The organism is Brevibacillus sp. NSP2.1 (genome assembly GCF_000470975.2).
Classification (GTDB): domain Bacteria; phylum Bacillota; class Bacilli; order Brevibacillales; family Brevibacillaceae; genus Brevibacillus; species Brevibacillus agri.
Window position 1 is genome coordinate 726,062 of record NZ_CP048274.1, and the last position, 20,427, is coordinate 746,488.

17 protein-coding genes and 1 other RNA gene are annotated in these 20,427 nt (G+C 51.8%); 9 read left to right on the forward strand and 9 right to left on the reverse strand.

Translation table 11 applies throughout. The annotated features are described in order from the left end of the window. Positions 1-152: 152 nt before the first annotated feature. The 3 genes from M655_RS03565 to M655_RS03575 are packed head-to-tail and all read right to left on the reverse strand — an operon-like array spanning position 153 to position 3,047. Positions 153-986, reverse strand: coding sequence for an ABC transporter ATP-binding protein (locus tag M655_RS03565; RefSeq protein ID WP_026558091.1), 834 nt, complete (start codon positions 984-986; stop codon positions 153-155). Between the two features lie 19 nt (positions 987-1,005). Then, a complete protein-coding gene (locus M655_RS03570) occupies positions 1,006-2,040 on the reverse strand; it encodes a FecCD family ABC transporter permease (protein ID WP_005826945.1) in 1,035 nt (344 codons plus the stop codon). Then, entirely contained in the window at positions 2,040-3,047 is a 1,008-nt protein-coding gene (locus M655_RS03575; RefSeq protein WP_005826946.1) for a FecCD family ABC transporter permease, read from the reverse strand. Before M655_RS03575 ends, M655_RS03570 begins: the two co-directional genes overlap by 1 nt. A 209-nt stretch (positions 3,048-3,256) precedes the next feature. On the opposite strand from M655_RS03575, the gene M655_RS03580 reads away from it, so the two are divergent. After that, positions 3,257-4,270 carry an ABC transporter substrate-binding protein gene (locus M655_RS03580; protein ID WP_026558090.1) on the forward strand — a complete coding sequence of 338 codons (1,014 nt, stop codon included), beginning with the start codon at positions 3,257-3,259 and terminating at the stop codon, positions 4,268-4,270. Between the two features lie 82 nt (positions 4,271-4,352). On the opposite strand, the gene M655_RS03585 is transcribed toward M655_RS03580, so the two are convergent. The 5 genes from M655_RS03585 to M655_RS03605 form a co-directional block, all read right to left on the reverse strand. Further along, positions 4,353-5,606: a YjgB family protein gene (locus M655_RS03585; protein WP_026558089.1), complete on the reverse strand. Its 1,254-nt coding sequence runs from the start codon at positions 5,604-5,606 to the stop codon at positions 4,353-4,355. Further along, on the reverse strand, positions 5,596-6,120 hold the full coding sequence (locus M655_RS03590; protein WP_005826952.1) for an RNA polymerase sigma factor: 525 nt from the start codon (positions 6,118-6,120) through the stop codon (positions 5,596-5,598). Before M655_RS03590 ends, M655_RS03585 begins: the two co-directional genes overlap by 11 nt. A 120-nt stretch (positions 6,121-6,240) precedes the next feature. Continuing rightward, on the reverse strand, positions 6,241-6,987 hold the full coding sequence (locus M655_RS03595; protein ID WP_026558088.1) for an ABC transporter permease: 747 nt from the start codon (positions 6,985-6,987) through the stop codon (positions 6,241-6,243). Further along, on the reverse strand, positions 6,984-7,739 hold the full coding sequence (locus M655_RS03600; protein WP_005826956.1) for an ABC transporter ATP-binding protein: 756 nt from the start codon (positions 7,737-7,739) through the stop codon (positions 6,984-6,986). The genes M655_RS03595 and M655_RS03600 overlap by 4 nt, the downstream gene beginning before the upstream one ends. 79 nt (positions 7,740-7,818) lie before the next feature. Continuing rightward, the gene (locus M655_RS03605; RefSeq protein WP_005826958.1) at positions 7,819-8,214 is read right to left on the reverse strand and encodes a YqzM family protein; all 396 of its coding nucleotides are present in this window, start codon (positions 8,212-8,214) and stop codon (positions 7,819-7,821) included. A gap of 298 nt (positions 8,215-8,512) precedes the next feature. Here M655_RS03605 and secG point away from each other — a divergent pair, with 298 nt between their 5' ends. From secG to ssrA, 4 genes are all read left to right on the forward strand, one after another. Beyond that, positions 8,513-8,755, forward strand: coding sequence for a preprotein translocase subunit SecG (gene secG / locus M655_RS03610; RefSeq protein WP_003843341.1), 243 nt, complete (start codon positions 8,513-8,515; stop codon positions 8,753-8,755). A 143-nt stretch (positions 8,756-8,898) separates the two neighbouring features. After that, a complete protein-coding gene (gene rnr, locus M655_RS03615; protein ID WP_025849014.1) occupies positions 8,899-11,403 on the forward strand; it encodes a ribonuclease R in 2,505 nt (834 codons plus the stop codon). A 206-nt stretch (positions 11,404-11,609) separates the two neighbouring features. Then, on the forward strand, positions 11,610-12,083 hold the full coding sequence (gene smpB, locus M655_RS03620; protein ID WP_005826964.1) for an SsrA-binding protein SmpB: 474 nt from the start codon (positions 11,610-11,612) through the stop codon (positions 12,081-12,083). Between the two features lie 168 nt (positions 12,084-12,251). Further along, positions 12,252-12,608: a transfer-messenger RNA gene (gene ssrA, locus M655_RS03625) on the forward strand. Between the two features lie 334 nt (positions 12,609-12,942). Here the strand turns inward: ssrA and M655_RS03630 are convergent. Continuing rightward, complete coding sequence (locus tag M655_RS03630) at positions 12,943-13,362, reverse strand: hypothetical protein (protein ID WP_260507610.1); 420 nt, start codon at positions 13,360-13,362, stop codon at positions 12,943-12,945. A 960-nt stretch (positions 13,363-14,322) separates the two neighbouring features. Between M655_RS03630 and M655_RS03635 the strand changes: the two genes are divergently transcribed. From M655_RS03635 to M655_RS03650, 4 genes are all read left to right on the forward strand, one after another. After that, positions 14,323-16,002 carry a PucR family transcriptional regulator gene (locus M655_RS03635; protein WP_026558087.1) on the forward strand — a complete coding sequence of 560 codons (1,680 nt, stop codon included), beginning with the start codon at positions 14,323-14,325 and terminating at the stop codon, positions 16,000-16,002. Positions 16,003-16,212: 210 nt separating this feature from the next. Continuing rightward, entirely contained in the window at positions 16,213-16,962 is a 750-nt protein-coding gene (locus M655_RS03640; RefSeq protein ID WP_007786486.1) for an aspartate/glutamate racemase family protein, read from the forward strand. Positions 16,963-17,005: 43 nt separating this feature from the next. Next, positions 17,006-18,346, forward strand: a complete 1,341-nt coding sequence (locus M655_RS03645) for an MFS transporter (RefSeq protein ID WP_026558086.1) — start codon at positions 17,006-17,008, stop codon at positions 18,344-18,346. Positions 18,347-18,384: 38 nt separating this feature from the next. Then, on the forward strand, positions 18,385-20,427 hold the full coding sequence (locus M655_RS03650) for a hydantoinase/oxoprolinase family protein (RefSeq protein WP_026558085.1): 2,043 nt from the start codon (positions 18,385-18,387) through the stop codon (positions 20,425-20,427).

Genomic DNA, 20,427 nt, shown 5'->3' on the forward strand with positions numbered 1-20,427 from the left:
GGGCCGCTTTTTTCATGTGCAGAAAGATCCTATGCTGGCTTCCTTATGCAAGGTGATGCGGGCAACAGGCATTTGCGGCTCTGTTTTGCTTTTGGCATAAAAAAGGACGGAACCTGTGCGAGAGGTTCCGTCCTTGTGGAGCGGCTGTCGGTTTACGACATCGCGACTACTTTTTCTTTTGTCTTCACACTGCGCGTACCAATCTGGCACTTGCTGTACGGAATGCACATCGGTGTCCCGTACAGCGGGTCCAGTGTGATCTGGCAATCCATATCAAACACGGTGCGCACGAGGTCGGTAGTCAGGACTTCTTCCGGTGCGCCCTCCGCCACGACGGTCTGGTTGTGCACGGCAACGATATGGTGCGCGTAGCGGCATGCCAGATTCAGGTCGTGGAGGACCATGATGATCGTGCGTTGTTCCGTTTGATTCAGCTCATACAACAGGTCCAAGATTTCAATCTGGTGTGACATGTCCAGATACGTAGTCGGTTCATCGAGCAAAATCGTTTCGGTCCCCTGGGCCAGTGTCATGGCGATCCAGGCCCGCTGGCGCTGCCCGCCGGAGAGGCTGTCGACAGAGCGGTTGGCCAGCTCGGTAAGCTGGGTAGCGGCCAGTGCTTTTGCGACCATTTGCTCGTCTTCCTCTGACCATTGCTGCAGCCAGTTTTGATAAGGGTAGCGTCCCTGCTTGACCAGTTGCTGAATCGTCAAGCCTTCCGGGGCGGTTGGGCCTTGCGGGAGGATAGCCAAACGTTTTGCTACTTCCTTCGTAGACCGCTTGGCGATTGATTCACCCTCTAGCAAAATGGCTCCTTCCTTCGGCTTCAGCAGGCGAGCCAGCGAGCGCAGCAGTGTCGATTTGCCGCTGCCGTTGCTGCCGATGAAAACCGTGATTTTTCCACGCGGGATATTCAGGTTGAGTGCTTCGATGATGTTGCGTTCCCCGTAGGACAAGGTGAGGTTGCGGGTTTCCAAAGCTTGCATGAGGGCAGAACTCCTTTCGCTAGCGATTTCGGTTTTTGTACAGCAAATAGATGAAAAACGGAGCACCGATCGCAGAGGTGAAGACCCCGACAGGCACCTCGATCGGAGAAAAGGCCGTGCGCGCGATCAAATCGGCAGCGAGCACGATGATGGCGCCGAGAAACGCCGACAGCGGGAGCGCACCGCCAAAGGACGGGCCGATTAGCTGTTTGGCGATGTGCGGCGCGAGCAAAGCGACGAAGCTGATGTCTCCTCCGACGGACACGGCTGTTCCGGTCAACGCGGCGCAGATCATGAGCAGAAGGAAACGATCCCATTGCAGCGCGCTGCCCAGGCTCGTCGCGACATCGTCGCCGAGCTGCTGGATGTTGACTCTGCGGGCGAGAACGGCAGCGACTGCAATCAGGATGACGACCCACGGCAAGATCATGAACACATCGTTCCAGTCGACGCCGTAGATGCTTCCCGTCAACCAGAGCAAGGCTTTGTTTTGCAGCAAAAACGGGCTGAACATAATCAGAATGGTGACGAGCGCACCCGCCGCAATCTTGATTCCGACACCGATCATGACGAGCCGCAGCGGCGTGACGCCTTTTTTCCACGACAGGGCATAAAGCAAAAACGTCGTCAGCATTGCTCCCAAAAAGGCAGTAGGAGGCAGCCATTTGATGCTCGCTGTTTCAAAGAGAAGCAAAAAGCCTACGGCGGCAACCGAAGCGCCTCCGGCTACGCCAAGCACGTCAGGCGAAGCGAGCGGGTTGCGAATAATCCCTTGCATGATCGCGCCCGCCGCTGCCAAAGCTGCTCCCACCAGGACGGCAATCAGGATGCGCGGAAGCCGGAATTGCTGGACAACCAACGCATTTTCTTCCGAACCGATTCCGAGCAGGACTTTGACGACATCCAGCGGCGCAATTTTCATCTCGCCCATTCCGAGACTGACGACTGCCACAGCCAGGGCAAGCAGCAGCGCGATGGTTGTATACAGCAGCGTTTTTTTATGTAGCTGAAAAGAAAACCGTTTGCCAAAGCGCAGAGGCAGGTATGGCTTCATTATTTATCCAGCCCCTTTCGTGCGACATAGATGAAGAACGGAACACCGATCAGGGCGGTCATGACGCCAATTGGCACTTCGGCAGGCATGGCGATAAAGCGTGCGCCGATATCGGCCAAAAGCAAAAGGATCGAACCGAGCAGTCCGCTGTACAACAGCACCCAATGCGTTTCGATTCCGACAAGATAACGGGCCAGATGCGGCGTGACCAGTCCGACGAAGCCGATCGGGCCAGCGACAGCTACTGCGCAGCCGGAGAGCAGGACGATCACGACACCGATTGAGAGCTTGACGAGCAAAGTGCGCTGGCCGAGACCTTTTGCCACATCGTCGCCCATGAGCAGCGTTTGAATGGGGCGGGCCAGCAGGAAAGCGGCGATCCAGGCGAAGATCATATATGGAAAGACTGTAGCCAAATACTCCAGCTTTCTTCCGCCGACAGAGCCAGCAAGCCAGAAAAGCACCTCGTCGGCAGCTTTTTCGTTGAGTACCATCATCGCGTGGCGGATGGAAGCAGCCAAGGCAGTAATCGCTGCCCCTGCAAGCACCAGCTTGACGGGAGTAAGGCCATCTCTGCCGAATGAGCCGAGCAGGTAGACGATGAACCCGGCTACGGCAGCTCCGAAAAAGGAAATCCACGTAAACTCCGTAAGCGAGCTGATTCCGACAAACGTAACGGCGAAAACGACAAAGAGAGAAGCGCCTGCGTTCAGTCCAAACAGCTCAACATCTGCCACAGGGTTTCTCGTCAGCGATTGCAGCAGGGTACCTGCAAGGCCGAGACAAAAGCCGACCGTCAGCGCATTCAGCACGCGCGGCACCCGAACTTCTTTAATGACAATATGTTCGTTTGTTCCGTTAAAATGGGTATAGGCGTCAATGGCTGTTTGCCAGCTCGTATCAATCACGCCAAACACAAGACTGGCATAGCTGAGGTAAACCAGCAGCAGAATGGCGATAGCCACTCCTAGAATTTTGCGAAAACGGCTTGCTAGTAAAGCATTCATGAGGGCTACATCCTTATCTATGCATGTTGTTCTGTAGGCATTTCGTACCCTGCCCTATAGTAAGTGTAGAGCCAGCCTGACTATGTGTCAATGATTTTGAGAGTCATTATCAATTTATACTTGACGATCACCCTCGCATGAAGGTAGGATAGTCAGTGTTATTGATTTACATTCTCAATTAGCCAAATAGGTAAGGGGGTCCTTGCACCATGTTTTCTCGTACATACCGTACGGCAGGCGGTAAAGTGTTCTTCGCCGTGCTGATGGCGCTTTTGCTGATTGTCACTGGTTGCGGCAATCAACAGGCGACTGAGCAAAAACCTGCAGAACAACAACAACCTGCTGAACAAGCTACAGGCAATTCCGCAGGTTCCGAGCAATCTTATACAGTCAAACACGCGATGGGCGAAACAATCATTAAAGGTACACCACAGCGCGTTGTCATGCTGACCAACCAAGGGACAGAAACCTTGATGGCACTTGGCGTGAAGCCAGTAGGTGCTGTTGGTGCCGCTCATGATCCGACTCAATTCTACGATTTCACCAAGTCCTTCCTGGAAGGCACCAAGTCTGTTGGTACAGAAGGTCAGCCAAACCTGGAAGCAATCGCTGCCCTGAAGCCTGATCTGATTCTCGGTATGAAATTCCGTCATGAAAAAATTTATCAACAACTGTCCGCAATCGCTCCGACCGTGTTCGTAGAAGAGCCACGCGGCGACTGGAAAGCAAACTTCAGCCTGTACGCAGAAGCTGTCAACAAAAAGGCGGAAGGCGAGAAAATCATCGCTGACTGGAACAAGCGCGTAGCCGAGTTCAAGGAAAAAGCGGGCGACAAGCTGAAAACGCAAGTATCCGTCGTGCGTTTCATGCCTGGTAAAGTTCGCATCTACTATAAAGACACCTTCACTGGCGCGATCTTCAAAGACCTGGGTCTGGCTCGTCCAGCTTCCCAAGACAAAGAAGAGTTTGCAGCAGAAGTAACCAAAGAGCGCATTCCAGAGATGGACGGCGACATCATGTTCTACTTCACGTATGAGACAGGAAAAGGCGAAGCGTCCAAGATCGAGCAAGAATGGACGAACGATCCATTGTGGAAAAACCTGAACGTAGTAAAAGCAGGCAAAGCGTTCAAAGTGGATGACACGATCTGGAACACTTCCGGCGGCGTTATCGCGGCAAACAAAGTGCTGGATGAGCTGGAAGGCTACATCATCGGCAAATAAGCGCAGAGACAAAAAAGACAGGGGCGAGTTGCTCCTGTCTTTTTGCCTGTTTGCATACGTTGCTGCGTTCTGTTCTGTGAGGTTACCCTGCCATGTTGTTGACGGTGCCCCGCGGGTAGTAAATGTTCACGTGATCGATGTAGAGGCTCTCCGGTTTGCCCGCAGTTCCGGAAAAGACGATTTTCAGCTCGTAGTCCGGCGTGACCTTGTACGTGTAAATGGTTTGCCCGGCTGCGGTCGCGGTGCTGTTTGGCTTGCCCAATGCTTGCAAAACCTCTGCTTGCGTGATCGCTTGCAGGCGAGGGTCGTAGGAACGAATATCGACGACTTGCATGCCTTTGTTAAAGGCGAAGACCAGTCCGCGATCCTGGTACGTATTGTATGTGAGTCCGTTGACGTAGGAGACGACATCAGGCTTGCCGATTTGTTTTTCGATTTCGTCAAAGACGTCTTTTTCTACCCGATACTCGCTGCCGAGCGTCTGCCCGTTTTTGGCCAGCTCGCGCAAGTCTTGCAGCATGTCGATGTTGCTTCCGTACAGCATCAGGTTTTTGTTGCCTTGCGGGTAGTAGACGTTGTATCTCACGAGAACGAGGTTCGTGTCACCTGCGCTCTTCAAGCCCTGGAAGATGAACTTCACCTGGTATTTGCTTGTCACGTCGTAGGTGTAAATGGTCTGATTGCCAAATTCGCTGACGCGGTTCGGTTTGCCCCACGCTTTTTCCACTTCGGACAAATGGATTTGATGCAAGCGGGGATCGGTCGTGCGGATGTCGACAAGCTGCATGCCTTTGTTGTAGCCGAACACGACGCCGCGCTTCGTATAGGTGGAGTAGGTGAGTCCGTTGGCTTGATCGGTATAGTCTGGCTTGCCCCAGTCTTTTTCGACTTGGTCGAAGACGGTGTTTTCCACGGTGTACGGTGCGGTAAACCCTTTGCCTTTTTCCGCTTCCGTGCGGATCAGCGGCAGCAACTGCTCGGATTGTGGCGTGACAGGTGCAGGGTTTACGGCATTTCCTTTGCCGGCTTCAGGCCCTGGCGAAGCAGATGTCGAGCCGGGCGTCTGGTTGGTCGGATCTGGCAGTGCGCTCTGCTGATTGTTGCTGATGAGGGTTGCTCCCATCCAGATCGTCGCGGCAAGCACGGAGCAGATCGCCAAGCCTTTTCCCAGCCCGGAAAAGCGGCGGGCAGACACAACCGGTTCGGATTGAGTGCGCGAATGCGCGTCGGTGGAACGAATCGTAGACAAAATCGCTTGTTTTTTTCCTTCGGTCATTTTCATGTCAGGCAGTCCTTTCATTTCTTCTAAAAGTTGTTCATCTGTTTTAAATCGCATCGCCTACCATCCCCTTTCTTTCCTGCAAAAGCTGCTCTTTTACCGCCTTCATGGCCCGATGCATGGTGACGTTGACCTTGCTTTCCGACCAATCCAATATTTCAGCGGTTTCCTTGGAGGATAGTCCCTTGATCCCGCGAAGGATCAGTACCTCGCGATAGGTGGGCTTCATTTGCCGCAGCGCATGGTACAGCGCTTGCTGTTCGTCGTGCAAATGCAAAATCTCCTCTGGCGTCTTTTCTTCGGATTGAACTTTGGCGAGCCATCTGTCCGGCAGCCAGTTGCGAAATCGTTGTTTTCTGGCGAAGTCGATTGCCGTATGCCTGGCGATGGTGAGCAGCCATGTCTTCGGTTGCGATCTGCCTTCAAACGTTTCCAGTGACCGCAGCGCCTTGAGGAATACATCCTGGACGAGATCTTCCACGTCTTTGTTTCCGGTATAGTAGACGAGAAACTTGTAGATGTCGTCGCTATAGCGCAGAAACCATTGCTCAATGATGTTGTTTTTGTCCATAGCTGAACCACCTTTTTGCTTTCTACTTGTAATTTGACGACCAAGGTGCGCTTTCATTACAAAAGACGAAAAAAACTGCCGGAATTATGACCGACAGTTTCTGGAAATTCGTTTTTTTAGTTAGTGGTGAAGCATGGCGTCGCGGGTAAACCAGAGCCGATAGCTCAGCATGCTGATGAGGACAGCAGAGACAGCGGCAGAGGAGCTGAAGCTGAGCATGATGAGAATTTGGTAGCGGACGGCTTCGACCGGGCTTGCGCCAGCGATAATCATGCCGGTCATCATTCCGGGAAGCTGAACGAGCCCGATTGTTTTCATCGTGTCAAACGTAGGGATCATGCTCGCTTTGACGGCGCGCTTCAATACCGCTTGAACGGCCTGGCGGGGAGTCGCACCCAGGCAGAGCAGCGTCTCGATCTCGCCACGGGAAGTTTCCACTTCACGGTTCATATGGGAGAGGAACAAGCTGCAAACGATCATGGAGCTACCGATAATCATGCCGCTCATGGGAATGAGGTACTGGGGTGTAGGCGTGACCAGTCCGAGTGTTACCAGTAGTCCCATGGTGACCAGCTCCGTGATCGAAAGCGAAATCGCGATCCGCCAAAAAATGCCGCGCAGCTTTTTCCCTTTGCTGGCGGCGTTCCAGGAGGCGACCGCAATCATCATGGAGATAATCAAGAGGATGAACAGCAGGCTGTCCGCGTGGAAAACAAACTGCAGCACGTAGCCGATGACCAGCAACTGCAAGGTGGAACGGACCGTGCCGATGGCGATTTCTTTTTCCAGCCCAAGCCTTTGCCATAGAGAGAGGAGGAGGGCGATCAATACGAAGGCAAAGGCGATCCAGATGGATGTATAGGTCATGAGTGCACCTCTCTCGCTGTGTGCGCATGCGCGCTTTGCAAAAAGTCGCGGGCTTGTATCGTGGGCGGCGCGTGGAAAAAGGAGTGGCTGGGCAGGTCAGCCTGTAGTTGGTGCTCCGCCAGAAACCAGATGCGCTGACAACGGCTGCGGGCCTCCTCCAGATCATGCGTGACCCAGAGAATGGTCGTGCCTGACTGCTCATGCAAATCGACGAGCAACTGCTCCGTGGCCTGTTTGCTGGCCGTATCGAGCGAGGCCGTCACTTCGTCCAGCAAAAGGACGTCCGGCTGCAGTAGCAAGGTGCGGATAAGGGCAAGCCGTTGCTTTTCTCCGCCAGAAAGCTGGTCGGCCGGCTTTGACCAGTCGACCTGCTCCAAATGAAGCTGCTCGCACAGGGCGCGAGCGAGCTTTTCATCGAATGAGCGCTGATGCAGCACGCTTACGGTACGCAAATTGTCTTCCACTGTGCCCGGCAGCATGATCGCCTGCTGAGCGACGTAGCTCACTTTCATGCGCCAGGCGCCGCTCTCCCACTGGGTCATTTCTTTTTGCGCGAGCCGGACCGTACCGCTGTCTGGCGGCAAAAGACGACCGAGAATGCGCAGCAGCGTGCTTTTTCCCTGCCCCGATTTTCCAAGGATTCCGATAATGGCAGGTTCCGGGATGATCGCGTTCAGGTCGTGGAAAAGCCAGTGGCCGGAGGGCGAGAGGACTTTTTTGCCCAAAGCTTCAATCTCCATGACGGTACTCATGCAAAAATCCTCCCATCAACGGGAAAACACCGAAGAGGACGAGTCTCCGGTGTTTCTCCAATACAGGCTATCTATGTACTTATTTATGCTCCGACAGCCATTGTGCAACCGCTTGAATTTCCGGTTGTTTTTTCAGCATTCCTGGAGGCATGCCGCCTTTACCTTCTTTGATAATTTTGGCGATGTCTTCAGCGCTGAGAGTTGCCCCGACTTTAGTCAGGTTCGGACCAGCGATCCCCTCCAGATTTTGTCCATGACAGGAAGCACAGTTTTGCTTGAAAATAGCTTCAGCATCAATGTTGGCAGTAGGTGCACCGCCACCTTGCGCTTCTTCTCCATGTTTTGGTGGGAAAATAATCGATCCTACGAGTGCAATGAGAAAAACTAGAAACAAGATACCAAACGAAGTGAAAAAGGCCTTCGCGGAATCAATTACGTCGTTTTGATTCATGTCTTTTTTGTTGGACCCAGCCATTGACAAAGACCTCCCGAAGCAAATAATAAAGGTTCAACTGCAATTTTACGGCAAAATCTTGACAGTTGCAAGGCGACGGCCAAACAGACAAAGAAAGTACACAATTTGCCAATTTTGTGTAAACAATCTTTTCTAGTATTGTCGCTTATATTGTGCGTAAAACAGGCAAATATTATTTCATGGTAGTTTGGTTTATATATAATGGAAGGGATAGCGGGTTGCTGTTACCTGACAAGTATGATAAAGTGTTTATATTGGTTTTTTACCGCCTTGGAAATCCGTTTTGAGGTGAATGAAGATGGCATTGGCTGCGAAAATTTTACTTGTGATCGCAAGTATTGGCTTAATTATCGTCGTGTTGCTGCAATCTGGAAAAAGTGCCGGCCTTTCGGGAGCGATTGGTGGCGGTGCAGAGCAACTGATGGGCAAGCAAAAAGCCCGTGGGATTGACGCACTTTTAGGGAAACTGACCGTTGTGTTTGCGGTTGCTTTCATGATTTTTGCGATTTTGCTCGGATATTTCTTGAAAACAGGAGCGTAATAGACGAATAGCCGAAAGACAGCGAGTGCGACTTGCTGTCTTTTTCGCTATTCCGATTGCGATGTAGATGAACGGTGAATACTACATAGTAATGGATAAATGGAGGAGCGCGGTAGAGCCACGCGAAAAAAGGAGGTTTGTGAATGACAGATCAAGAAAAGATACTCGCGTTCATGCGGGAGCAAGCTTATCACCCTATGACGGTGAAGGAGCTGGAGGAAGCGTTTGAGCTCAAGGACTCGGCTTCCTTCAAGGAGCTGGTGAAAACGCTGAACGCACTGGAAGCAAGCGGCGAGGTAATTCGCACGCGTGCGAACCGATACGGCGTGCCGGAAAAAATGAACCTGGTGCGCGGGCGTCTGCAAAGCCATCCAAAAGGCTTCGGATTTATTATTCCGGAAACGCCTGACATGGAAGATATATACGTCCACGCCAACGACATGAATGGAGCGATTCACGGCGACACCGTGCTCGTGCGTGTCGAGAAGGAAGCGGGCGGCAATCGCCTGGAAGGGCGAATTATTCGCGTCGTCGAACGGGGCATGACCCAGGTTGTGGGGACGTTCAAGGATGAGACGTACTACGCGTTTGTGATTCCGGATGAGAAACGGATCGGCAAAGATATTTTTATCCCGAAAAACGCATATAACGGAGCGGTAGACGGCCACAAGGTCGTCGCCAACATCGTCCGCTACCCGGAAGGACGGGTCAATCCCGAGGGAGAGATCGTAGAAATTCTGGGGCATAAAAACGATCCGGGTGTGGACATTTTGTCCATTATCCGCAAGTTCAACCTGCCGGAAGCATTTCCGGAGGATGTGCTGGCCGAGGCAGAAGCGGCGCCGGACGAGATTTCGGAAGAGGAGATCAAGGGACGCCGCGACCTGCGCGACCGGATGATGGTCACCATCGACGGAGCAGACGCCAAGGACCTGGACGACGCCGTTTCGCTCGAAGTGCTGGAAAACGGCAATGTCAGGCTCGGTGTGCATATTGCCGACGTCAGCTATTACGTCCGCGAAAAATCGGCTCTGGATAACGAAGCGTATCGCCGGGGCACGAGCGTCTATCTGGTCGACCGCGTCATCCCGATGCTGCCGCACCGTTTGTCCAACGGGATATGCAGTCTGAATCCAAAGGTAGACCGACTGACGATCTCCTGCGACATGGAGATGGACCAAAACGCGCAACTCGTGAAGTACGATATTTTTCTCAGCGTGATTCGCACGAACGAACGCATGACGTATGCCGATGTGCGCAGCATCCTGGAAGACAAGGACGAAGCCTTGATCGAGAAGTACAGCGAGCTCGTCCCGATGTTCCAGGAGATGGAGAAGCTGGCGTTGAAGTTGCGTTCCAAACGGATGCAGCGCGGCGCAATCGACTTCGATTTCCGCGAAGCGAAAATTTACGTCAACGATGAGGGCACCCCGACAGACATCGGGTTCCGCACGCGCTCCATCGCGGAGCAGATCATTGAGGAATTTATGCTGGCGGCCAACGAAACAGTGGCCGAGCATTTCCACTGGATGAAGCAGCCGTTTATGTACCGGATTCACGAAGACCCGAACGCCGAAAAGCTGATGGCCTTCATGGAGTTCATCACCAACTTCGGCTACTCGATCCGCGGCAAGGGCAACTCCGTCCACCCGCGCGCCCTGCAGCAGCTTTTGGAAGAGGTAAAAGGCACGCCGGAAGAGATTATCATCAGCACGGTCATGCTACGTTCCATGAAGCAAGCGCGCTACGACGCGGAAAGTCTGGGTCACTACGGCTTGTCCACCGAGTTTTACACGCACTTTACGTCGCCGATTCGCCGCTACCCCGACCTCATCGTCCACCGCCGCATTCGCGAGTGGATCGAGCAGGGCAACAACCTGTCGGAGAAGCGCCTGGCGTACTGGGCCGAGCAGATGCCGATTATCGCCGAGCACGCCTCCCAGCGCGAGCGGCTGGCGGTAGATGCCGAGCGCGAAACAGACGACCTGAAAAAAGCCGAGTTCATGAAGGAACGCGTCGGGGAGGAGTTCGAGGGCGTCATTTCCAGTGTGACCTCGTTCGGGCTGTTTGTGGAGCTGCCCAACACGATCGAGGGCCTGGTGCACATCAGCTTCCTGACCGACGACTACTATCATTACCACGAAAAAATGTACGCGCTGGTAGGCGAGCGGACGGGCAAGCAGTACCGCATCGGGGATGTAGTGCAGGTCCGCGTGGCGAACGTCAACGTGGATGAGCGCACCATCGACTTCGAGATCGTCGGCATGACCAAGGCAGCCGGATTCCGCGGCAGCCGCGAGCGCACGCCGCGCGTCATCGACGGCCGGGGCACAGGTCGCAAGCCGACTCGCGGCAAGCAGGATCGCTCCCGCGGTGGCCGTCCCGAGCGGCCAGATCGCCAAAAGGCCAAAAAGCACCCGGCGGAAATCCGCCAGAAGTACAAGGATCGCCGCAAAGGCGAAGGGAACAAAGCTTCGCGCGGCCCAGCTTCCGGTCCAGCAACTGGAAACAAAGACGTCCTGCCGATTGGGCAGGGTGGAGAAGAGGCCCAAGGAGAGCAGCAGAAGGGCTTCTGGGAAGATTTTGTCCGCTCCAAAAAGAAAAGCCGCAAGAATGTAGTCAGCCAGGCGAAACGGAAGCGGCGTTAATTAAACGGTTGTGTAAGGGGGCTTTCCGTACAGGGGAGGCCCTGGCAAGCAGGCAGGGACGAGCTTGAACAGGGAGACTGTTTCCTGTTTGCGATCGGGCAGATGCGGCAAACGCGGCAGTTACCCGGCAAATGTCTTGCCACAGCGGGCAAAATTTGCTAGACTAACTGTTACGAAACGCAGTACGTACAAGCGAGGTGATCTCCATGTCAAAAGATAAAGCCGGAACCAAGACAGTCGCCCAAAACCGAAAAGCGCGCCACGATTACCACATCGAGCAAGTATTCGAAGCAGGGATTGCCCTGACCGGTACGGAGATCAAGTCGGTGCGTGCCGCGCGTGTCCAGCTTAAGGACAGCTTCGCTCGCGTACAAAACGGCGAGCTGCTTCTGTACAACGTGCACATCAGCCCGTACGAGCAGGGCAACCGTTTCAACCACGAGCCGGAGCGTACCCGCAAGCTGTTGATGAGACGGCTGGAAATCCTCAAGCTGAACGGCCTGATTCGCGAAAGAGGCTACTCGCTGGTCCCGCTGAGCATTTATTTGAAAGGCGGCTGGGCCAAAGTCGAGCTCGCACTCGTCAAAGGGAAGAAGAACTACGACAAGCGCGAAGACCTCAAGAAAAAGGACGCTGCCCGCGAAGTCGAGCGCGCCCTGCGCGAACGCCAAAAGGCCTGAGCGCTGCCTAACTGGTTTGCTTTGGCAGGCCTGGCAGCAATCGACGTTGAGTTTTGCCTGCCGCTTGTGCTATATTAAATAGGCAGCAAGCAATACACCATTTTGTACACAACAGTCTAGGTGCGGATCAATGGCTCTTCACCTAGGCTTTTTCTCACCTTATACCATGGGGGCGTTCTGGATTCGACGGGGATGGTAGAGCATGAGAAGCGAGCCGGGGGGTTGCGGACCTCGTCACCAACGCAAACGCCATTAACTGGCAACAAACAACTTTCTCTCGCTGCTTAATAACCAGTGAGGCTCTCCCACTGCATCGGCCCGTGTGCCGTGGATAGGGCTCAACTTTAACGGGCTACGCCGGAGGCTTCCGCCTGGAGCCAAAGGAAGAAGACCAATCAGGCTAGGTGCCAGGTCAGCGCGTCACTCCGCGAATCTGTCACCGAAACTCTAAACGAGTGACTGCGCTCGGAGATGCTCATGTATCGCTGTTTTCGGACGGGGGTTCGAATCCCCCCGCCTCCACCTACATAAAAAAAGCCACCTGCAGAGGTGGCTTTTTTGCGTTGACAGCGAAGTCTCGCTATGCATGAACTGGCTCGATCTTCAGTCATCACAACGATACTGAAATGCAGGCCCTGTCTGTATAAAGTACCCGCTTCTAACTTGCCCAGCCCAGTTTTTCAGAGCGGATTTCCACTGGGGGCTTTTAAAAAAATCATCTACCGATACAGAACTAGAAAACCAAACGATGGGAGTAAACGGAGCGAGCTGACCAGCCCCTCCCCAAATGCCGCCTGCCGGAAACCCGTCCTCAATCACAAGTAGCAATGGTAGACCGTATTGATAAGCCATTGCAGGTTCAATTTGCAAAAAGGCGAGTACGGTTCTCCCTCTTCGTGGCCCTCGTTGGTCGTAGAAGGACAGAAGCCATGCCATAACTCGAGTTAATCATCGTACGAATGTTTTCCAGTGTAGTATTCGGATATTGTTCTGTGTTGGGCAAAGTGCGCGGGAAGAGGAGTTCTTTCTTGATTTCTTTGAACATGCGAATCACGAATTGCTGTTGGATAGTAAACGGCGGCTGTGGAGGACCGAGCGTAAACAAATTTTGATGACTAAAAAACACAGGGATTCGAAAAAACGCCGAAGCAGCGTCGTTCAAATCCTGCAAGTCCTGGTAGCACTGCTCGATTTCTTCCTTGCTTAAACCTGTGTTCGGAGTAGAATGCACAACTTGGATTTCGTACTTTTTACTTCTCTCATCCTTTTTCGAACTCATGTTGTCACCTCCACAGTGAAGCGTATTCACCAAAATACGGCGGTGACTGGACAAATTAAGAAAATGTGCTTCTTTGCCTGATGAACATAATCAGTTCGGTCTGGGAATGAATGGGGAGAGTAGGCGAAGATAGAATGGGACGGGGGAAAGGTAACCCTTCCTTCGAGCAGATCAAGCTGGTGCGGGACGACAGTTATTGCAAACGTCTAGTGAAGATCGAGCGGAAGCAACGGGCTTACATGCGAGATTTTGAGGGATACACTGAAATAAGAACCGTTCATTATGGGACTGGCCCCCTCTGTAGGACAGGGATCAATTTCGTCTGAACTTATTGGCGACAGTGTGAAGCAATATCTTCACCTCTAAATGTTAGAATGAATAGAAAAAAACTCTTGATTTCCCCAGAGCAGGCAGCCGCGAATTACCTGAAGGTACATCCGCTTGAATTGCGGTTAATCAATCAGGTGTATGTATATCGTCCGCAAATGGGGCGGGGAGATCAATTTGTTGATGCGATTACTGGACAGGTGATAACTCCGTAAGGGAACGATAAATAGGAGCGACTACTCTCTTAACGATCAAGGAATAGTCGTTTTTTCCTTTCTCCTTTCCATAAAACATCCCCGCCCTTACCAGCTACCAAACAGCGCGCCTTTCAGGTCCAAAGTCATCCAGAAACCCAAGCGAAATGCCCAGACTGCACAAGGCACTATCACTACCAAAAGTCAATCCAAATACAAAATGATATAATAAATGCGACTATTCATAATAAAGACTATTTCGATCAGATTTACAAATGCATAAACGAAGCCAATTAGAAATGAACGAGCTAGAAAAAACAATAATGCCCGCAACACTCTCTTACGAAACAGTATGATCTTGTGAAGCTCGTCTAATCAACGAATCAGGAAAGGTACCTTATCTACTTCTAGGAAGGTTAGGCCGAGAGGAGGATCGAAAATGGGGATCACGGTGCAGGAGATGCTGCGGTTGGACGCGCTGCAAAGTTTACGTGTTATCGCCGGTTTCGATGGTTTGGACAGGATCATCAATCAGGTAAATGTTTTGGAAATGCCCATAACCGAAGTGGAGCATTTGGTTTTGGGAGGCGAGCTTGTGCTGACCACCTTTCACAGCTTGAAAGATGATCTGGAGGCACAAGTGAATACGATTAAAAAGCTTGCTGAAAACGGGGCAGCAGCTTTGGGGATTCATCCGATGATTGCTGACAAGATCATGCAAAAGGCGATCGTGGAGGCAGCGAATATTTCCGGCCTTCCTGTCATTTTGTTGCCTCCTGCGATGCCTTATGCTACGGTTTTTTCTGCCGTGTTGGGGACGATCCTGAATCGGCAATCACAGTTGTTGAAACAATCGGAAGAGATTAACCGGGAGATGACCCGTGTCATACTGTATGGCGGTGATGTGAATGCGATTGCCAAGACGTTGACCGGATTAATCAAGCAGCCGGTAATGATTACCGACGATATGTTCGAAATTTTGGCTTTAGGGTCAAAAGAAGCGGCAGAACATTCGTTTTTAAAAAAGTGTTTGCTTATGACAGAAATGTCGGAGCGGATTCAGTTTGATAAAGCTGGAAACTGGACACACGATTCTGCGATGGAGATGGTGTTTCACTCCAGCTTGTTTGAGATAGAGGGGCGGTCTGTACGGCTGATCGTTATGCCTGCAGGAGTGATAAGCGATCCTCTGGGGTACATTTTTACCTTAGAGATGGGGGCTCCCTTACAAGAGCTTGATTTCATTGCTATCTCGCACGCTTCTACTGCGGTCGCTCTGGAGATTGCCAAGCAGCGGGCGATTACCGAAGCGAAAAGGCGAATGCGAAGTGACTTTTTGACGGAAATGTTCGAAGGGAAATATGTTAGAGAAGAGGATTTGTACGAGAGAGCGAGAGCGGTCGGGCTCAATCTGGTGAAAAAACATATGGTGCTGGTCATGCGTTTTGACTTCAGCGATGGTCTTGAAAAAGAGATGGGTAAATTGGAAAGCCGCATCCACGCGGCGGTCCGGTCAACAATCAATCAGCATGCTCCCAAATGCAATTTTGTGGTAAAGGGGGACATGTTGGTCATTTTCATTCATTTTGACAGGCAATTTGACAAGCAACATTCGCAACAAGAGGCGAAAAATCTTGCGGTCCTCTTAAAAGATGCTATCGAAGCGGGAAGCGGCAAAGCCCGCGCATCTGCTGGGATCGGCGGTTTTTATCCGTCGCCGTTGAATTTGGACCAAAGCTACAGGGAAGCGCTGCAAGCTCTTGAGCTCGGCTGCAAAATGTTTGGGACAGGCAGTATTACAGCAGTGAATGAGCTGGGTGTATTCGGGATTCTGGGGGAAATATCCGGCAAGTTGTTAGACCAGTTTACAACGGGGCTGCTCGATCAGCTCTATCAATATGATGCCAAAAATCAAACGGATCTCGTAAAGACGGTGGAAGCGTATCTGGATGAAAAGGAAATCTTTACAGATGTCGCAAAGCGGTTGTTCGTACATCCCAATACGGTCAAATACCGGATTGAAAAAGCGAAGGAGATTCTCGGGTTTGATCCATTTAAAAAGCCTGAGGAAAGATTGAATTTCCATCTGGCGCTGAAGGCCAGGAAGCTATTGCCATAAAAGAAGCGCAAAACAGCTCGATTTGTCTGCGATAGACAAAGGAACGGGCTGTTTTTTGTTTGTTTGAAATATTAAGATTATTATTTTTGTGTGAAATAATGTGAACAGAAACAAGCAGTATGACTGAAAGCTATGCAGGAGAGGGGGCTGTGGGCTGCATGATGGACACACAAGATTGGGAAAAACCAAAACCGATGAGGGGGCATTCACATGGATAAAAGAATTTTGTGGATCAATCCGGTCACTACTGATTTGTTCGACACCATTTTCAAGAGCGAGTTTGACAGGATCAAGCAGGCGGGGACGATTGTGGATGTGGTTTCCTTGACCCCGGGGCCTGGACCGACTCATCTGGAGTACAACTGCTACGAAGTGATGCTGATGCCCGAAATCCTCCGCGTGATTAAAAGAGCCGAAGAAGAAGGCTACGATGCGGCAATTATCGGCTGCTTCTATGATCCTGTCTTGAGGGCGGCTCGAGAGATTTCGAAAAAAATGGTCGTCACGGCTCCGGCTGAAGCCAGCTTGCATATTGCGTCGACATTGGGAGAGAGTATCTCGATCATTGTCGGGCGGCGCAAGTGGATACCCGAGATGAGAGAAAACGTCCATAAATATGGCTTTGCCGACAAATTGGCTTCTTTCAAGTCACTCGATATGGGCGTGCACGATTTTCAGAAAGATCATCAGGTGACCATGCAGCGAATGCGTGAGGCAGCGCGAGAGGCTGTCGAGAAGGATGGAGCCAATGTGCTTGTGCTGGGATGCACTATTGAATTTGGCTTTTATCGGGAAATTCAGGAGGAACTGGGTGTTCCGGTTATTGATGCAAGCCTTGCACCTTTTAAATACGCCGAATTTTTGATAGAGCTCAACCAAAAATTCGGTTGGAGCCACAGCAAGCTGGATGGCTACCAATCGCCGCCTGATGAAGAAGTGGCCTGCTGGAAGCTGTTTTAAAAAACGAGTTAGCGGCTGTGAGAAGAGATAAGGGGGGGCCATTATGAGAGCAGAAAGCGGAGTGGAGGTACTGCAAAAGCGATCAGTACCCGTTGGAGCGCTGTTTGAAAACATGCCGGTTACCAGTCAGCATTGGCAAGCGGGATTGGTGCTTTTTTTCTCCTTTGTGATTGAATCGTGGGAAATGATGATTGTCATTCTGGCAAGTGCTTCAATTGGCGGCGAGTTTCAACTGGACGGCACTCAAATCGGATCGCTCATCGGCTCCATTTATCTTGGGATGATCCCGGGATGCCTGCTATGGGGAAAGCTCGTTGATAAAATCGGCCGCAAGCAATCAATGATTTTCAGTTTTGGGCTTTATGGAATCATTTCGCTTATTAGCGCATTCTCACTCACCTACGAAATGCTTTGGTGGACCCGCTTCTTGTCCGGTGTGGCGCTCTCTGGGGTGTTGGTGGCAACGTTCCCCTACTTCGAGGAGCTGCTCCCCATGAAGGTGCGTGGGAAGGCCGCGGTGTATCTGGCTTCTGGATGGCCTGTGGGCTATTTGCTTGCCATTGGCACGACCTACCTCTTTATGGAGCTTGGCTGGCGCTGGATTATTGGCGTCAGCTCGCTTGCCGGTTTGTGGTTCCTGGCAATCGCGGCGTTTGTGCCTGAGTCGCCGTACTGGTTGGCCGGAAAAGGTCGCCATTCGGAGGCGAAGGAGGTTATTGACAAACTTTCCAAAGGCACGATGCAAAGAGAGATTAACAGCGTCGAGCTTGCTGTGGAGAATGTGAAAACAGGTTCTTTCCTGGAGATTTTTAGAGGGCAATTCCGGCGTTCGACAATTTTGCAGCTCCTCATCAACTTTAGTTTTTCCTGGGGATATTGGGGACTGTCCTCCTGGATGCCGGCACTTTTGGCAAAAAAAGGATTGAGTGCGCCGGAAGGAATGGGCTTTATGGCAATATCTGCCCTCTTCATGTTTCCCGGTTACATGGTCTCTTCGTATTTGACGGGCAAATATGGACGCAAAAAGGTAATGGCGCTGTTCGTCTTTTTTGCAGCGATCAGCGGGTTTGGCTTTGCCAACGCAAATACCTTGCAGGAAATGTATATCTGGAATTTTGCCCTTTCGTTCTTCAGTTTGGGGGCGTGGGGAGTATGGGATACATGGATGGCTGAGCTGTATCCGACAGAGGTCCGCGGTGTCAGCTATTCTGTAGGGATGACCGGCCAACGGGTAGCCAACGCGATTGCGCCAAGTGTAATCGGAGCTATGCTGGCGATCAACAGCAGCTTTTTGACTACGGTTTCCTTTATCTCCGCTTTTCTTGTCGTTACATTTGTGGCTTCGCTTTTCCTGAAGGAAACGGAAGGCGAGATTTTGCATTAATGCTGTAACAGTCCATTACTCCTAGAAGGGTGGTTCCTATGCGTGTAGCTACAGATATTGGAGGAACGTTTACTGACCTGGTGTACTTAGATGAGAACGGTAAAATCGGTACCGCTAAAAGCGATACAACACCGCCCCATTTTGAGCAAGGGGTTATCCAAGTGATTCAAAAGGCTGGGATTGATCCTTTGGAAATCGCGACTTTTATCCACGGAACGACGGTAATTATCAACGCATTGACGGAGCGCAAGGGAGTAAAGACCGGGTTAATCACGACAAAAGGGTTCCGCGATGTGCTGGGAATCGCCCGAGGCAACCGTCCCGATTTGTTCAATGTTCGCTATCAGAAGCCGACCCCGTTTGTCGCGCGCTTTCTGAGGAAGGAGGTCAGCGAGCGGATCAACTATAAGGGGGAAGTCATGACCGAATTGGCGGTGGAAGAGGTGAAGGCCACTGTCGAGCAACTGCGGGCGGAGGGAGTCGAGGCTATTGCGGTGTCATTTCTGCATGCCTACGCCAACCCCATTCATGAAAAGCTGGCGGTGGAAGCGATCAGGGAAATTTGGCCGGAGGTAGCAGTGACGGCTTCCCATGAGGTGACCAAGGAATGGCGCGAGTACGAGCGGACCAGTACGGCAGTGCTGAACTCTTATGTCAAGCCGATTGCCAAGTCCTACATCGACAAATTGAGTAACCATCTTCACGACATCGGGCTTGATGGCAATAAATATATCATGCAGTCCAACTCTGGCACGACTACTTTTGAGCAGTCAAAAGAAACGCCGATCAACATGGTCGAGTCGGGGCCAGTAGCCGGGATTTTTGGCTCAGCCATCTTGGGGCAAATTCTTGGGGAAGAAAACATCATTGCTTTTGATATCGGAGGAACGACGGCCAAATGCTCCCTGATCGACAAGGGGGAAGTAAAGGTTACGACGGAATACCGGATTGAGAAAGATGAACGAAATGCTGGATATCCGATTAAAGTACCCGTGGTTGACATCGTGGAGATCGGGAATGGCGGAGGTTCCATTGCCTGGATCGACGGTGCCGGCTCATTAAAGGTGGGGCCACAGTCGGCCGGAGCGTTGCCAGGGCCGGTCGCCTATGGACGTGGCGGTGAAAGTCCGACTACAACCGATGCCAATTTGGTTACAGGGCGGTTATCGCCTGCCAATTTTCAAAACGAGGTAAATATGGAAGCGGTCAAGCAAGCGATCCACGAAAAGATCGCAAAACACTTCGGCATCTCCGTGGAAGAGGCGGCGCTGGGAATTATCCGCATCGCCAACTCTAACATGCTGAATGCGTTGAAGCTCATTTCCATCCGCAAGGGTTACGACCCGCGAGAGTTTTCCCTGGTTGCATTCGGAGGGGGAGGACCGATGCATGCGCTGGCATTGGCCAAGGAATTGGGTGTGAAAAAAGTTATCATCCCGATTGCGTCTTCGGTCTTCTCTGCATGGGGCATGCTGATGACTGACTTGCGGCATGACTACATCCAGACTTATATTCGCCGAATGAACGGACTGAATCAGGAAGAACTGAATCGTGAATGGAACCAACTGGAAAAAGAAGCGATTGACCAATACGAGCGCGAAGGAATTGCAGCGGATCAGGTACTGTTTGTACGATATGCGGACATCCGTTACGTCGGACAGGAGCATGCTGTAAAGGTTCCCGTGCCAAATGGACTGATGGATGCAAAAGCGATTGAGGAAGTGATTGATCGCTTCCATGACCTGCACGAGCAGCATTACACGTTCAAACTGGAGCATGCACCGACGGAGATTGTAAACCTCCATCTAACGGCGTTCGGCACAGTGCAAAAACCACGGATAGCCAGTCTGGGAAGACAAGGGGACAATAGCGAGGAAGCGCGCAAGGAAGTGCGTCCGGTTCTGTTCGAAGAGTATGGATGGATTGACACGACAGTCTACGATCGCGAGCTACTGAATGCCGGAAGCGCGGTGAAGGGTCCGGCAATTGTCGAGGAAACCTCTTCTTCAACGGTCATTTATCCTGGACAGCATCTCATTGTTGATGAATATGGCAATCTAATCATTACTACGGGGGTGTAG

Coding starts and splice junctions, on each gene's coding strand:
- M655_RS03565 (WP_026558091.1), bottom strand. CDS start 986: ATGCAAGCTTTGGAAACCCGCAACCTCACCTTGTCCTACGGGGAACGC.
- M655_RS03570 (WP_005826945.1), bottom strand. CDS start 2,040: ATGAAGCCATACCTGCCTCTGCGCTTTGGCAAACGGTTTTCTTTTCAG.
- M655_RS03575 (WP_005826946.1), bottom strand. CDS start 3,047: ATGAATGCTTTACTAGCAAGCCGTTTTCGCAAAATTCTAGGAGTGGCT.
- M655_RS03580 (WP_026558090.1), top strand. CDS start 3,257: ATGTTTTCTCGTACATACCGTACGGCAGGCGGTAAAGTGTTCTTCGCC.
- M655_RS03585 (WP_026558089.1), bottom strand. CDS start 5,606: ATGCGATTTAAAACAGATGAACAACTTTTAGAAGAAATGAAAGGACTG.
- M655_RS03590 (WP_005826952.1), bottom strand. CDS start 6,120: ATGGACAAAAACAACATCATTGAGCAATGGTTTCTGCGCTATAGCGAC.
- M655_RS03595 (WP_026558088.1), bottom strand. CDS start 6,987: ATGACCTATACATCCATCTGGATCGCCTTTGCCTTCGTATTGATCGCC.
- M655_RS03600 (WP_005826956.1), bottom strand. CDS start 7,739: ATGAGTACCGTCATGGAGATTGAAGCTTTGGGCAAAAAAGTCCTCTCG.
- M655_RS03605 (WP_005826958.1), bottom strand. CDS start 8,214: ATGGCTGGGTCCAACAAAAAAGACATGAATCAAAACGACGTAATTGAT.
- secG (WP_003843341.1), top strand. CDS start 8,513: ATGGCATTGGCTGCGAAAATTTTACTTGTGATCGCAAGTATTGGCTTA.
- rnr (WP_025849014.1), top strand. CDS start 8,899: ATGACAGATCAAGAAAAGATACTCGCGTTCATGCGGGAGCAAGCTTAT.
- smpB (WP_005826964.1), top strand. CDS start 11,610: ATGTCAAAAGATAAAGCCGGAACCAAGACAGTCGCCCAAAACCGAAAA.
- M655_RS03630 (WP_260507610.1), bottom strand. CDS start 13,362: ATGAGTTCGAAAAAGGATGAGAGAAGTAAAAAGTACGAAATCCAAGTT.
- M655_RS03635 (WP_026558087.1), top strand. CDS start 14,323: ATGGGGATCACGGTGCAGGAGATGCTGCGGTTGGACGCGCTGCAAAGT.
- M655_RS03640 (WP_007786486.1), top strand. CDS start 16,213: ATGGATAAAAGAATTTTGTGGATCAATCCGGTCACTACTGATTTGTTC.
- M655_RS03645 (WP_026558086.1), top strand. CDS start 17,006: ATGAGAGCAGAAAGCGGAGTGGAGGTACTGCAAAAGCGATCAGTACCC.
- M655_RS03650 (WP_026558085.1), top strand. CDS start 18,385: ATGCGTGTAGCTACAGATATTGGAGGAACGTTTACTGACCTGGTGTAC.